Origin of the sequence: Kitasatospora sp. NBC_00315, assembly GCF_041435095.1 — a bacterium.
GTDB lineage: Bacteria > Actinomycetota > Actinomycetes > Streptomycetales > Streptomycetaceae > Kitasatospora.
In genome coordinates this window covers 4,816,330-4,828,930 of record NZ_CP108025.1, presented here as the reverse complement: position 1 = coordinate 4,828,930, position 12,601 = coordinate 4,816,330, and the positions used below count along the sequence as shown (strand labels likewise).

The window sequence follows — 12,601 nt, the reverse complement described above, 5'->3', positions numbered from 1 at the left end:
GGCCGGGGCCCGGCCGCTCAGGCCACCGCGAGGGCCCGCGGACGGCCGGCGTGCATGACGCTGAGGTTGGCGGCGAGCCGATTCGGATCCTGGGTGAGCCACAGCCGCACGGCGGCGCCGAGCATGGCGCTCGCCGAGCCGATCCGCACACCCGTCACCTGGGCGATCCTGGCCGCACCGGGGACGAGCAGATCCGCCAGCGGGGCGGGCAGCCAGACCGTCAGCGCGCAGGGCGCCGGCACCGCGAGGGCGGCCAGCAGCCGGTAGGCGTCGCTCTGGCCGGACAACGTGGGGATGACGTCCAGCAGCCCGTCCGCCACCACCTCGGACAGGTCGCTGTGGTGCCCCTGCGCGAGCCTGCGGAGCAGCGTCCGCTCGGCGGCGGTGATTCGGACGGTCACCATGACCTCGTCGCACTCCACTGCGCGATCCTCCTCGACGCTCCCGTGCCAGGCCCGTTGCCTGCGCACATACCCTGCCACAAACTGCCGCATATCCGGACACCGCTCGTCGCTGCCCGACTCCGCTCCCGACGCCCTCCGGATCAGCCGGCCGGCGCCTTCGACGAGCCCCGCGCCACCACCTGCGCCGTCATGTGCGCCCCGCCGAACGCCCGCTCGGCCATCGTGGCGACCATCGCCGGGAACTGCGCCGGCGCGATGGCCGGCGAGGCGGGGAAGTCGGGCCGCAGCGCCCCGTCCGGGAAGAAGACCACCACGCAGCGCCGGCAGAGCAGGGCCGCCTCCCAGACCGCCATCCGGCGCCTGCGATGCTCGGTCTCCCACCGGTGGGCGGCGAGCCGCTCCTCGTTCCGGGCGCTCACCACGGCGTAGCGCGTCCCGAAGACGCCCAGCAGGACCAGCGGGAACAGCGCCGCGCCGAACAGTGCACCCGTCCCGTAGGGGCCGGCGCCGTACGGCAGGCCGTGCGCCGTGACCCCGAGCAGGACCTTGAGCAGCCCCAGGCCACCGAGCCCGGCGAGCACCGCGTACCCCCACCTCGGCCCCGGCTCGGGCGATGGCCCGGAGACCGGCGGCGGCGCCAGCAGGTGCCACGGCGGCGCGCCCGCCCGGCCTTCGCCGTCCTGGTACCCGGCCCGGACCGTCATCGTGTCGTCCGCCCGGTCACATCCCGGGCAGACCGCCTTCTCCTCGGCCACCGTTCCCCTCCCCTGAGATCGCACCGGCGGTCCGGCACGCGAAGCGGTGCGCTCACCCCGGCGGCCCGGCATCCGATCCTCGGAGCACCGGGCCGCTGGAGCGTAGGACCGTCAGACGCCCGCGTACGAGTGCTTCCCGGTGACGAAGATGTTCACGCCGTAGTAGTTGAAGAGCCAGCAGGCGAACGCCGCGAGCGCCAGGTAGGCGGCCTTGCGGCCCTTCCAGCCGGCGGTGGCGCGGGCGTGCAGGTAGCACGCGTAGGCGACCCAGGTGATGAACGACCAGGTCTCCTTCGGGTCCCACTCCCAGTACTTGCCCCAGGCGGCCTCGGCCCAGATCGCGCCCGCGATGATGGTGAACGTCCAGAGCGGGAAGACCAGCGCGTTGATCCGGTACGAGAGCTTGTCCAGCGTGGACGCGGCGGGCAGCCGCTGCCAGACCGAGGCCGGGGTGCCGAACGGACCGGTGGTCAGCCCGGCCGCCACGCGCTTGTCGTAGGTGTCCTTGCCGAGGAAGAGCGCCGTGCAGATGAAGCCCGCGTAGAGGGCCCCGCCGCAGATGGTGGCGGTGGAGACGTGGATCGCCAGCCAGTACGAGTGAAGCGCCGGGACGAGCTGCTCGGAGTCGGTGTAGAGCACCGAGATCGCCACGCCCAGGGTCAGCAGGGCGGCCACCATGACCGGCAGGCCGAGCCAGCGGACCGGCTTCCTGGCGGCCAGCAGGCCGAGGTAGGCGAGCACCATGGTGAGCGCGAAGGCGCAGGAGAACTCGTACATGTTGCCCCACGGCCAGCGCATCACCGAGAGGCCGCGGGCGGCCACCCCGCCCGCGTGCACCAGTGCGCCGAGGACGGTCAGCGAGATGGCGATCCGACCCGAGAGGTCGGCCTTCTCGCTGCCGCCGGCCGCTCCCGGGCCGTCGACCTCCTCGCCCTCGGCGCGGCCGCTGGTGACCACCGTGGCCCCCTCGCCGGCGAGGGCGGTACGGGTCAGCGTGGTGGTGCCGCCACCGGCCGAGGCCACCGTGACGGTGACCTTCTTGGCGGCCTTCGCCTGCTGGGGGGCGGCGGCCGCGGCCACCGTCTCGGCGAGGCTGGACTGCTCGGAGGAGCGGACGGCGATCGCGCCCTTGCTGCCGAATGTCCACTCGAACATGTAGGCGAACATGGCGATCAGGTACACGGCCATGGCCGAGTAGATGAGCTTGTTGGAGAGGTCGGCCAGGCTGGGGTCGACCGCCGAGGCGAGATGCACCGTCTACTCCTTGGAGTTAGGGTCGGCAGGGACAGCGGGGTCTGTGGTGGTGGCGGCTTCGGCCTCGGCTCCGGCTCCGGCTCCGGCTCCGGCTTGGGCTTGGGCTTCGGCTTCGGCTTCGGCTTCGGCGGGGTCGTCGAGCGCCGGGGCGTCGTCCTGGAGGTCGACCGCGAGCTCGGCCAGCTCCTCGGCGATCTTGGCCGACTCGCTGCGGGCCAGCCCGGCGAGCTCGACCAGCGTGCTGCCGTCCGGCATCGCGACCGCCCGCACCCAGATCCGGCGGCGCTGCACGAACAGCGAACCGATCAGGCCGAGGATCGCGCACACCCCTCCGGCCAGGGCGATCGAGTTGCCCGGGCGGTGCGAGACGGTGAAGCTGGCCCACTGCTGGTAGCCGTCGAAGGTGATGGTCCCGTAGCCGTTCGGGAGCTCCCAGCCCTGGCCCGGCTTCAGCTTCACCTTGGCGATGTCACCGTCCTGGCTGAGCTGGGTCATGCCCCGGCTGTCCAGCTGGTAGACGTTCTCCGGCAGCCCGGAGTCGCCGGCGTCGCCCACGTAGGCGTTGAGCACCAGCAAGGGGTCGGCGGTGTCCGGGAAGAGCGAGCGGGGCCCGGTCGTCAGGTCGAAGTTCGCGGGCGCGGTCGGCAGGAAGAAGCCCTGGAAGGCGAGCTTGATCTTCTTGCCGTCCTTGTCGCTGAAGCCGTAGTCGGGCACCTTGACCACACCGGTGGAGGTGAGGTTGGAGTCCTGCGGCAGGAACGGGGTCGGGCCCGAGTAGACCGTCTCGCCCTTGGCGTTCTTCACCGTGACCACCGGCGCGTAGCCGTGGCCGATCAGGAAGACCTTGCTGCTGCCGATCTCCAGCGGGTGGTTGACCTGGATGTCGCCCTTGGTCAGCGCGGTGTCGTCGCTGCCCTTCCAGTACCGGATGTGCGCGGTGAACTCACGGGCGCTGCCCACCTGCGCGCCCGAGGTCTGGTACCGGGCGGTGAAGCTGTCCAGGTCGAAGCCGAAGGAGTCGAGATCCTCCGAGCCGTAGAACGCCGAGCCGGTGAAGTCGTCCAGCTGCGTCATGGTGTTGGCGTAGCCCTGCTTCTCGATCACCAGCTTGCCGCCCTGCCCGCTGGCCAGGCTCGCCCAGGCGAAACCGGCCAGCAGCGCGAACAGCGAGAGGTGGAAGAGCAGGTTGCCGACCTCGCGCAGGTAGCCCTTCTCGGACGCCACCGAGCCGCCGGCCGACTTCGCCCGGAAGCGCCGCTTGCGCAGCAGCCTCAGCGCGGCCGCGTTGACCGCCTCCGGATCGGCGTCGGTTCGCCAGGCGGCGTAGACCGGCATCCGGGTCAGGTTGCGCGGCGCGGCCGGCGGCGCGGCCCGCAGCACCCCGACGAACTGCCAGGTCCGGGGGATGATGCAGCCCGCGAGCGAGGTGAAGAGCAGGATGTAGATCGCCGAGAACCACACCGAGCTGTAGACGTCGAACAGCTGGAACTTCTGGTAGATCGGCGCGACCGTGGTGTGCGCGGCCTTCCAGGCCTGCACCTTGAAGGCGTTCCGGCCGTTCTGCGGGATCAGCGAGCCGGGGATGGCCGCGAGCGAGAGCAGGAACAGCAGGATCAGCGCGACCCGCATCGAGGTGAGCTGGCGCCAGGTCCAGCGGAGCCAGCCGAGAACGCCTATGCCGGTCGGGCCGTCCGACTCGACCGGCGCGGTGGTCAGACGTTCGGCGCTGCGCTCGTCCTCGTCGGGCAGGTACGGACCGGAGTCGGCCTCCGGGGCCGCCCCGGCGTCTGTCTTGGTGTCGCTCACGCTCAGATTCCGATCGAGAAGTCGCCGGACCAGACCTGCATCTCGCTCACCAGCGAGTCCCAGGCGCCGGTGACCAGCAGCAGGCCGACGACGACGAGCATGCCGCCGCCGATCCGCATCACCAGCGGGTAGTGCCGCTTGACCCAGCCGAACGCGCCGAGCGCCCGGCGGAAGGCCAGCGCGGCCAGGATGAACGGTACGCCCAGCCCGAGGCAGTAGACGGTCACCAGCAGCGCGCCGCGGGCGGCGTCGGCCTGGTTCGCGGAGAGGCTCAGGATCGTGCCCAGCGTCGGGCCCATGCACGGCGTCCAGCCGACGCCGAACACGATGCCCAGCAGCGGCGCACCGGCCAGGCCGATCGCCGGACGGCGGTGCGAGCGGACCTCGCGCATGCTCAGGCCCGGCACCAGGCCCATGAAGGCCAGCCCCATCACGATGGTGGCCGCCCCGAGGACGAGGTCGATCGTCCCCTTGTACTGCTGCACCGTCTGGCCGAAGTAGCCGAACAGCGCGCCGGTGGAGACGAAGACCGCCGTGAAGCCGAGGATGAACAGCACCGCCCCGAGCAGCATCCGCCCGCGCCGCCCGCCCCGGGCGGTGGCCAGGTCGGCGGCCGAGAACCCGGTGACGTAGCTGAGGTAGCCCGGCACCAGCGGCAGCACGCACGGCGAGAAGAACGAGAGCAGGCCGGCCGCCAGCGCCACCGGCACGGCCAGCACGATGGCCCCGCTCTCGACGGTCCGGGAGGCGTCGCCCAGCGCGAGCAGGGTGCTCACTGCTGCCCCGCGGGCGTCGCCTGCTCGGCCAGCACCGGCTTGAGCATCGCCTCGATGTCGTCGGCCGACAGGGCCCGCATCGCGCGGGCCGCGACCTTGCCGTCGCGGTCGATGATCAGCGTGGTGGGGATGGACTGCGGGTTGAGGGTGCCCTTGGGGAACTTCAGGATCTGGGTGCCGCTCGGGTCGTACAGGCTGGGGAAGGTGACGCCCTTCTCCTGCTCGAACCGGACCGCGTTGGCCGGGTCGGTGTCCCGGGTGTTGATACCGAGGAACTGGACGTCCTGGCCCTTGTGGGCGTCCCAGACCTGCTGGAGCATCGGCGCCTCGGCCCGGCACGGGTTGCACCAGGAGCCCCAGACGTTCAGCACGACGACCTTGCCCCGGTAGTCCGAGAGCGCGGCCTTGGCACCGTCCAGGGTGGTGCCGGAGATCTCCGGGGCCTGCTTGCGGTGGCCGACGGCGGCGGTGTCCGGGGCACCGCCCTTGCCGGCGATGAACCCGGTCTGGGCGTCCGCGCTGCCCGACGAACCGGACGACGAGCAACCGGTGAGGGCGAGCGCGGCAGCGGCGGCGACAGCTGCGGCGAGACGGAGGCGGGGACGCGTCGTGCCAGACATGTGAAAAGTTTCGCATGAGAGTCCAGGCAGGTTTCGGGGGGTCCGACCTTGCGTGTCGGACCCCCTCTGACCTGCGACTGCGCCATGCGGCGCCGGGGTGGTCAGGCCCCGAAGCTCTTACCCACCGGCTTGCCCTTGCCGCCCTTGCCGACCAGGTGCGCCGGGAGCAGATCGCGGGCCGGCTCGCGGTAGCCGACCGAGACGATCTTGTCGCCCTCGTAGGTGAAGCTGGTCAGCGAGGCCAGCGAGCACTGGCGGCGGCGCGGGTCGTGCCAGAGCCGGCGCTTCTCGACGAACGAGCGGACCGTCCAGATCGGCAGCTGGTGGCTGACGCAGACCGCCTCGTGCCCGCGCGCGGCGTCCCGGGCGGCGGCCAGCGCGCCCATCATCCGCACCACCTGCTCGATGTACGGCTCGCCCCAGGACGGCTGGAACGGGTTGGTCAGGTACTTCCAGTAGGCCGGGTTGCGCAGCGAGCCGTCGCCCACCCCGAAGGTCTTGCCCTGGAAGATGTTGTCCGCCTCGATCAGCCGCTCGTCGGCCGCCACCTCCAGGCCGTGCGCCTTGCCGATCGGCTCGGCGGTCTCCTGGGCCCGCTCCAGCGGGGACGCCACCACGTGGGTGATGTCCCGCCCGGCGAGGTCCTCGGCGACCCGGTCGGCCATCTGCCGGCCGAGCTCGGACAGGTGGTAGTCCGGCAGGCGCCCGTACAGGATGCCCTCCGGGTTGTGCACCTCACCGTGGCGCATGAGGTGCACGACGGTGATCTCTTTGGCGCTCACTTCAAGTTCTCCTGGCGGGCTGCTGGGATGGACGGGTGCGGGGCCACGGCGCTCACGCGGGCCGGGCCTCGGCGGCCGCGCGGGCGGCGGCCGGCAGGGCGGCGGCGATCCGCTCGACCGCCCGCTCGTCGTGGGACGCCGAGACGAACCAGGACTCGAAGGCGGACGGCGGCAGGTAGACGCCCTGGGCGAGCATCGAGTGGAAGAAGCCGGTGAAACGGTACGCCTGCTGCCGCTTCGCCTGGTCGTAGTCGTTCACCTGCTCCTCGGTGAAGAACACCGAGAACATGTTTCCGGCCCGCTGCACCCGGTGGGCCACGCCCTCCTTGGTCAGCGCCTGCTCGACCAGGCCGGAGACCTCGGCGGAGACCCGGTCCACCGTGGCGTACACCTCGTCGGTGCAGCCGCGCAGCTGGGCCAGGCCGGCGGCGGTGGCGACCGGGTTACCCGAGAGCGTGCCCGCCTGGTAGACCGGGCCGGCCGGCGCCAGGTGGCCCATCACGTCGGCGCGGCCACCGAAGGCCGCCGCGGGGAAGCCGCCGCCCATCACCTTGCCGAAGGTCAGCAGATCCGGCGCCCAGCCCTCGTGCGCGGCCTCCAGGCCGTACCAGCCGGCCCTGGAGACGCGGAAGCCGGTCATCACCTCGTCCGAGACGAACAACGCGCCGTTCTCCCGGCAGAGCCGGGCCAGGCCGCCGTTGAAGCCGGGCAGCGGGGGGACGACCCCCATGTTGCCGGGCGAGGCCTCGGTGATCACACAGGCGATCTCGCCGGGGTGCGCCTTGAACGCCTGCTCGACGGCGGCCAGGTCGTTGTACGGCAGCACGATGGTGTCGCCCGCCTGGGCCCCGGTGACGCCGGGGGTGTCCGGCAGGCCGAAGGTCGCGACGCCCGAACCCGCGGCGGCCAGCAGCGCGTCCACGTGGCCGTGGTAGCAGCCGGCGAACTTGACCACCTTGGCGCGGCCGGTGAAGCCACGGGCCAGCCGGATCGCCGACATGGTCGCCTCGGTGCCGGAGGAGACCAGCCGGACCTGCTCGACCGGCGCGATCCGCGCCACGATCTCCTCCGCCAGCTCGACCTCGCCCTGCCCGGGCGTGCCGAAGGAGGTGCCGCGGGTGACCGCCTGCTGGACGGCGTCGATCACCGCCGGGTGGGCGTGGCCCAGGATCATCGGTCCCCACGAGCACACCAGGTCGACGTACTCACGGCCGTCGGCGTCGGTGAGGTAGGGGCCGTTTCCGGACACCATGAACCGCGGCGTGCCACCGACCGCGCGGAATGCGCGCACCGGAGAGTTGACGCCGCCCGGGGTGACGACCGAGGCGCGGTCGAACAGCGACTGGGACTGAGGTGCTTCGTAGGGGTAGCTCACCCGGACATGGTCTCAAATCGTGTCCTTCACCTCTGCATGTCGGACCCGATCATCTGGAACGATGATCCGTGTGCCTTGTCTGTACGGTGGTCCGTACGGCAAGGGCGCTGACGGCTGCCTTGACCGGACCGGTCAGACTGTGCGCAGATGCTGTGCACAGGGACTGCGCGAAACCGACCGTGCACACGGTCGGATGCTGCGGTTCTGAACGGGTTGGACGGGTTTCACCAGCGACCGTGTACGACGGCGCATGACGGGTAAGGGGCACGTCCGGGAGGGACGCCGGACGTGCGGGGGTCTGTCGATTCCGGCGAATTCCGGTGAGGATGGTCCGAGTGTCCGAGGCGCAGGACGGCCACGACGAGATCGCGCGCGGCTCCCGCCGGTCCGCCAGGGCGGCGCGCGGGGGTACGGGAGCGGGTACGGGTGCAGGTGGCAGTGGAAGACGGGGTGAGGGACGCGTGGGGGTGACCTACAAGTACTTCGGCGCACCCGATCGCGCCACCGCCGCCAGAGTCCCCACCGCCCTCGGCCCCGGCGGCCTCGGCCTCGACGCGGGCGAGCTCGGCGCGCTCGGCCGGCTCGGCGACCTGATGGAGACCAGCGGCTCACCCAACGGCCATCTCTCCACCAAGATCAAGCCGGAGACCATGAGCGCCATGGTGCTCACCGGCATCCAGGGCGTCCCGCTGCACCAGGTGCCGCCACTGGAGCTCGTCGTCCTGCATCCCGACTACGCCGTCGTCCAGCTGCCCCAGATCGTCGTCGAGCCCCTCCGGAAGGCGGACGAGACCGAACTGGGCGCCGCCGCCTTCATCTGGTCCACCGTCCCCGACCGCCGGGGCCCGCGCGACGCCTTCGTGATCTACAGCATGCTGCACGAGTGGCAGGACTTCGCGAACCGCCTGCACGACGCGGGGCACCAGCTGTACTGCCTGGTCTGGCCCTGACGGCGGTCCGCCGCCGCGGGGCGCTCCGCGCGGCGGCGGTCGCGGGCTGACGGATCCTCACCGGCGGACCGGGGCAGAAAGATTGACGTGATGAAGTTGTCGCACGGTTGTGACAGCTGTGTGCGAACACTTGTCCCCATGGTCGACTTGCGGGGACATAGTGTGCAGCCATGGCATCGACGCGCCCCGCGGGCCCCGAGTCCCCCGACACATCCGAAGTCCGGCGCCGACGCCGTTCACCGGGCCGGCTGGCCGGGTACGGCGGGACCTTCCTCGGTGCCAGCGTGCTGGCCGGCGTCCTGCTGGCGGGCATGGCACTGCCCGCCGTCGGCGCGCTCGGGCTGACCGCCAAGAACACCGCAGAGAGCTTCGACGACATCCCGGACGACTTCAAGGCGCCGCCGCTCACCCAGGCGACCCAGATCTTCGACGCCAAGGGCGGCCTGATAGCCAAGGTGTACGAACGCGACCGGACGGTGCTGACCGCGGAGCAGATGGCGCCGATCATGCGCCAGGCCCAGGTCGACATCGAGGACGCGCGCTTCTACGAGCACGGCGCCGTCGACCTCAAGGGCGTGCTCCGCGCGGCGAGCAAGAACGCCGAGAGCGGCACCACCGCCCAGGGCGCCTCGACGCTCACCCAGCAGTACGTGAAGAACGTCAACGTCGAGAAGGCCGGCGACGACGTGGCCGCCGTCCAGGAGGCGCAGCGCAAGACCCTGGGCCGCAAGATCCAGGAGCTGAAGTACGCCATCAAGCTGGAGGAGGATCTGACCAAGGACCAGATCCTCACCAACTACCTCAACATCACGTATTACGGGAACGGCGCCTACGGCGTCGAGGCCGCCTCCCAGCGCTACTTCAGCAAGAGCGACAAGGACCTCACCGTCCCCGAGGCCGCCACCCTGGCCGGACTGGTGCAGAACCCGTCGCAGTACGACCCCAAGCTGCACCCGCAGGCCGCGACCACCCGCCGCAACGTGGTCATCGACAAGATGCTGGAGAACAAGCACATCACGGCGGACCAGGCCAGGGACGCCAAGGCCGCCCCGCTCGGGCTCGCGTACCGGAGCCCGCAGAACGGCTGCATCACCGCCGGCGCCGGAATGGGCTTCTTCTGCGACTACGTCCGGCACGTGGTCAAGCAGGACCCTGCCTTCGGCAAGACCGCGGCCGACCGCAAGAAGCTCTGGGACCAGGGCGGCCTGAACATCTACACCACCCTGGACCCGGACAAGCAGGCCGCCGCGCAGGACGCCGTGAGCTCGAACGTCCGGGTGACGGACACCGTCTCGGCCGCCACCACCATGATCGAGCCCGGCACCGGCAGGATCCTGGCGATGGCGCAGACCCGCCCGTACGGACTGGACACGACCAAGAACCAGACGGTGGTCAACTTCAACGTGGACTACGCGATGGGCGGCGGCAACGGCTTCCAGCCGGGTTCGACGTTCAAGCCGATCGTGGCGGCCGCCGCACTGGAGGCGGGACTCCCGCCGACCCAGTCGTACTCGGCACCGAACCGCCTCGACTACCCGACGATGAAGACCTGCGACGGCACCTGGCGCAACACCGTGACCGGCAAGGGGCGCAGCGTCCCCAACGAGTCCGCGAACGAGAAGGGGCCCTACGAGCTCAAGGAGGCGATGGCCCGCTCGGTCAACACCTACTTCGTGCAGATGGAGCAGGAGATCGGCCTCTGCCCGGTCAAGCAGATGGCCAACAAGCTCGGCATCACCGCCAAGGCCAGCGGCAAGCCGCTGGAGGAGGTCCCCGCGATGGCGCTGGGCGTCGAGGAGATGAGCCCGCTGACCATGGCGAACGTCTACGCCACCTTCGCCGCCCGGGGGATGTACTGCGCACCGCTCGCGATCAGCCGGATCACCACCGTGCAGGGCAAGGACGTCCCCGTCCCGGCCCCGCACTGCGACCGGGCCTTCTCCGAGAGCACCGCCGACGTCATCAACACCATCCTGAACGGCGTGACGGAGACCGGTACCGGCGCGGACCTCGGGCTCGACGACGGGCGGCAGATCGCCGGCAAGACCGGCACCTCGGACCAGAAGAAGGCCGCCTGGTTCGACGGCTACACGCCCCGGCTGGCCACCGCGGTCTGGCTCGGCGGCCCGGCCGGCGGCGTCGAGATGCGGAACATCACCATCAACGGCAAGTTCACCCGCGAGGTGTTCGGGGCGAGCGGCCCCGGTCCGATCTGGCGGGACGCCATGAACCAGGCACTGCGGGGCACCCCCAAGCAGCGCCTGCAGATGGCCGACATCCCCGACCCGGCGCCCCGGACGGATCCCGGGGCCACCCCGACCGACGGGGCCGATCCGTCGCCCTCGGGCCGCCCCTCCACCCCCGGCACCTCCGGGCGCCCGCGCGACGGCAGGGCGACCACCCGGCCGTAGCGTGCCCGGCCGTAGCGTGCCCGGCCGGACGGCCGGTCAGGTCGCCCGGTCGGAGCGCCCGGTCGGACGGCCGGTCAGGCCGCCGGTCGCCACACACGCCGCCTGACGCGATGTCGGACGGAGCGCCGCTAGGGCACGCCGAGTTCGAACAGCGCGTAGCCCGCGTACCAGCCGGCGGCGAGGGCGGGCAGCGCGAAGAGGCCGGCCAGGGTGGTCCATCGCTGCCGCCGCAGCGCGTGGGCCGGACCGATGAACAGCGGGAAGGCGGGCAGCAGGTAGCGCGAGACGTTGTCGAAGATCTGGTTGCTGCCGAGGGCGGCGGCCACGGTCAGCACGGTGTAGAGCACCAGCACGAGCGGGGGCCGGGTCCGCAGCAGCAGGACGAACAGGCCCGGCAGGGTGATCAGCAGGGCGACCGCGATCAGATCGGGCACGGGGTTGACCTGCCAGCCGTCCCAGTGACCGAGGATCACGTCGACCAGGGTCGTGGCGGTGGCCGCGCCGTAGTCGACGTAGCGGTTCCAGGCACCCCGCTGGAGGGTGAAGTAGCCGGCGTAGTCGCCCACCTGGTGGCCGACCCAGAGGATGTAGCCGATCAGGCCCCAGGGGGTCAGGAGGATGGCGGCCAGGGGGCGCGCGATGCCGTCCGTACGCCGGACGAGTGCGACGAGCGCCGCAACGGACACGGCCACGACGAGCACCGCGGCGGTCGGCCGGCCGAGACCGGCCGTGAAGGTGAGCAGACCCGCGCTGAGCCAGCGCCTGGTCATCACGCAGTAGCAGGCCCAGGCCGCGAGGGCCACGTAGAGCGAGTCGGAGTAGACCGCCCACTCGACGCCCGAGCCGGGGAACAGGCCCCACACGGCGGCGGCGATCACGCCCGTCCGGACACCGCCGACCCGGGCGGCGACGGCGTAGATCCCGGCCGCCGCGACGAACGAGGACAGGACGGCGACCAGCATCCCGGCGCCGTGGGAACCGAGACCGGTACAGGCCGAGACGATCCGGATCGACCAGGGGTAGAGCGGAAAGAACGCGGCCGAGTTCTCGTAGAGGGTCGCGTGCGGGAAGCCTTCGAGCGCAATCAGCTGCGGGTGGTAGCCGTTACGGGCGATCCGCTGGTACCAGACGCCGTCCCAGCTGCCGAGCACGTCCCAGGGTGTGGCCCCGCCACCGCGGCCCGGGTTCTTGTCCGCGTAGTCGCCCGAGAGGGCCAGGAGCCCGAGGAAGACGGCGAACCCGGCCGCCTTCACCGCCGCGTACGCGGCCAGAGCGGGGCCGAAGCGCCGGACGCTCCGGCGGAGGGTGCGGCGCACCGGCTCACGGGCCGGCCGCGGGGCGGGCAGGGCCGCCCGGGCGGCCTCGGGCGTCGTGCTGGATGGACTGCTCATGGCACCGTGACTCCTGGGACCCGGGCTCCGCCGCCGATGACCGCGCGACTCTGTACCGATATGCCGGGTGAGCCTAC

The 12,601-nt window shown here is 71.6% G+C and carries 11 protein-coding genes; 2 read left to right on the top strand and 9 right to left on the bottom strand.

The features are described from left to right. Nucleotides 1-17: 17 nt before the first annotated feature. The 8 genes from OG823_RS19885 to hemL form a co-directional block, all read right to left on the bottom strand. Nucleotides 18-404 carry a hypothetical protein gene (locus tag OG823_RS19885; protein ID WP_371480945.1) on the bottom strand — a complete coding sequence of 129 codons (387 nt, stop codon included), beginning with the start codon at nt 402-404 and terminating at the stop codon, nt 18-20. A 140-nt stretch (nt 405-544) separates the two neighbouring features. Next, complete coding sequence (locus OG823_RS19880) at nt 545-1,159, bottom strand: hypothetical protein (protein ID WP_371480944.1); 615 nt, start codon at nt 1,157-1,159, stop codon at nt 545-547. A 111-nt stretch (nt 1,160-1,270) separates the two neighbouring features. Next, complete coding sequence (gene ccsB, locus OG823_RS19875; protein WP_371480943.1) at nt 1,271-2,413, bottom strand: c-type cytochrome biogenesis protein CcsB; 1,143 nt, start codon at nt 2,411-2,413, stop codon at nt 1,271-1,273. A gap of 3 nt (nt 2,414-2,416) precedes the next feature. Further along, nucleotides 2,417-4,219, bottom strand: coding sequence for a cytochrome c biogenesis protein ResB (locus OG823_RS19870; RefSeq protein ID WP_371480942.1), 1,803 nt, complete (start codon nt 4,217-4,219; stop codon nt 2,417-2,419). Nucleotides 4,220-4,221: 2 nt separating this feature from the next. After that, nucleotides 4,222-4,995 carry a cytochrome c biogenesis CcdA family protein gene (locus tag OG823_RS19865; protein WP_371480941.1) on the bottom strand — a complete coding sequence of 258 codons (774 nt, stop codon included), beginning with the start codon at nt 4,993-4,995 and terminating at the stop codon, nt 4,222-4,224. Beyond that, the gene (locus OG823_RS19860; protein WP_371480940.1) at nt 4,992-5,615 is read right to left on the bottom strand and encodes a TlpA family protein disulfide reductase; all 624 of its coding nucleotides are present in this window, start codon (nt 5,613-5,615) and stop codon (nt 4,992-4,994) included. The genes OG823_RS19865 and OG823_RS19860 overlap by 4 nt, the downstream gene beginning before the upstream one ends. 101 nt (nt 5,616-5,716) lie before the next feature. Beyond that, nucleotides 5,717-6,364: a histidine phosphatase family protein gene (locus OG823_RS19855; protein WP_371484549.1), complete on the bottom strand. Its 648-nt coding sequence runs from the start codon at nt 6,362-6,364 to the stop codon at nt 5,717-5,719. 85 nt (nt 6,365-6,449) lie between these two features. Continuing rightward, nucleotides 6,450-7,772 carry a glutamate-1-semialdehyde 2,1-aminomutase gene (gene hemL, locus OG823_RS19850; RefSeq protein WP_371480939.1) on the bottom strand — a complete coding sequence of 441 codons (1,323 nt, stop codon included), beginning with the start codon at nt 7,770-7,772 and terminating at the stop codon, nt 6,450-6,452. 326 nt (nt 7,773-8,098) lie between these two features. On the opposite strand from hemL, the gene OG823_RS19845 reads away from it, so the two are divergent. Together OG823_RS19845 and OG823_RS19840 are read left to right on the top strand one after the other, a co-directional pair. Beyond that, entirely contained in the window at nt 8,099-8,722 is a 624-nt protein-coding gene (locus tag OG823_RS19845; protein ID WP_371480938.1) for a hypothetical protein, read from the top strand. Between the two features lie 170 nt (nt 8,723-8,892). Then, a complete protein-coding gene (locus tag OG823_RS19840; protein WP_371480937.1) occupies nt 8,893-11,133 on the top strand; it encodes a transglycosylase domain-containing protein in 2,241 nt (746 codons plus the stop codon). A 128-nt stretch (nt 11,134-11,261) separates the two neighbouring features. Here the strand turns inward: OG823_RS19840 and OG823_RS19835 are convergent, their stop codons facing one another. Then, entirely contained in the window at nt 11,262-12,524 is a 1,263-nt protein-coding gene (locus tag OG823_RS19835; protein ID WP_371480936.1) for a hypothetical protein, read from the bottom strand. Nucleotides 12,525-12,601: the final 77 nt, after the last annotated feature.

Bases quoted from the DNA above. Each gene is read 5' to 3' on its own strand.
- OG823_RS19845 (WP_371480938.1), top strand. From the start codon at position 8,099: ATGGTCCGAGTGTCCGAGGCGCAGGACGGCCACGACGAGATCGCGCGC.
- OG823_RS19840 (WP_371480937.1), top strand. From the start codon at position 8,893: ATGGCATCGACGCGCCCCGCGGGCCCCGAGTCCCCCGACACATCCGAA.
- OG823_RS19885 (WP_371480945.1), bottom strand. From the start codon at position 404: ATGGTGACCGTCCGAATCACCGCCGCCGAGCGGACGCTGCTCCGCAGG.
- OG823_RS19855 (WP_371484549.1), bottom strand. From the start codon at position 6,364: ATGCGCCACGGTGAGGTGCACAACCCGGAGGGCATCCTGTACGGGCGC.
- OG823_RS19860 (WP_371480940.1), bottom strand. From the start codon at position 5,615: ATGTCTGGCACGACGCGTCCCCGCCTCCGTCTCGCCGCAGCTGTCGCC.
- OG823_RS19835 (WP_371480936.1), bottom strand. From the start codon at position 12,524: ATGAGCAGTCCATCCAGCACGACGCCCGAGGCCGCCCGGGCGGCCCTG.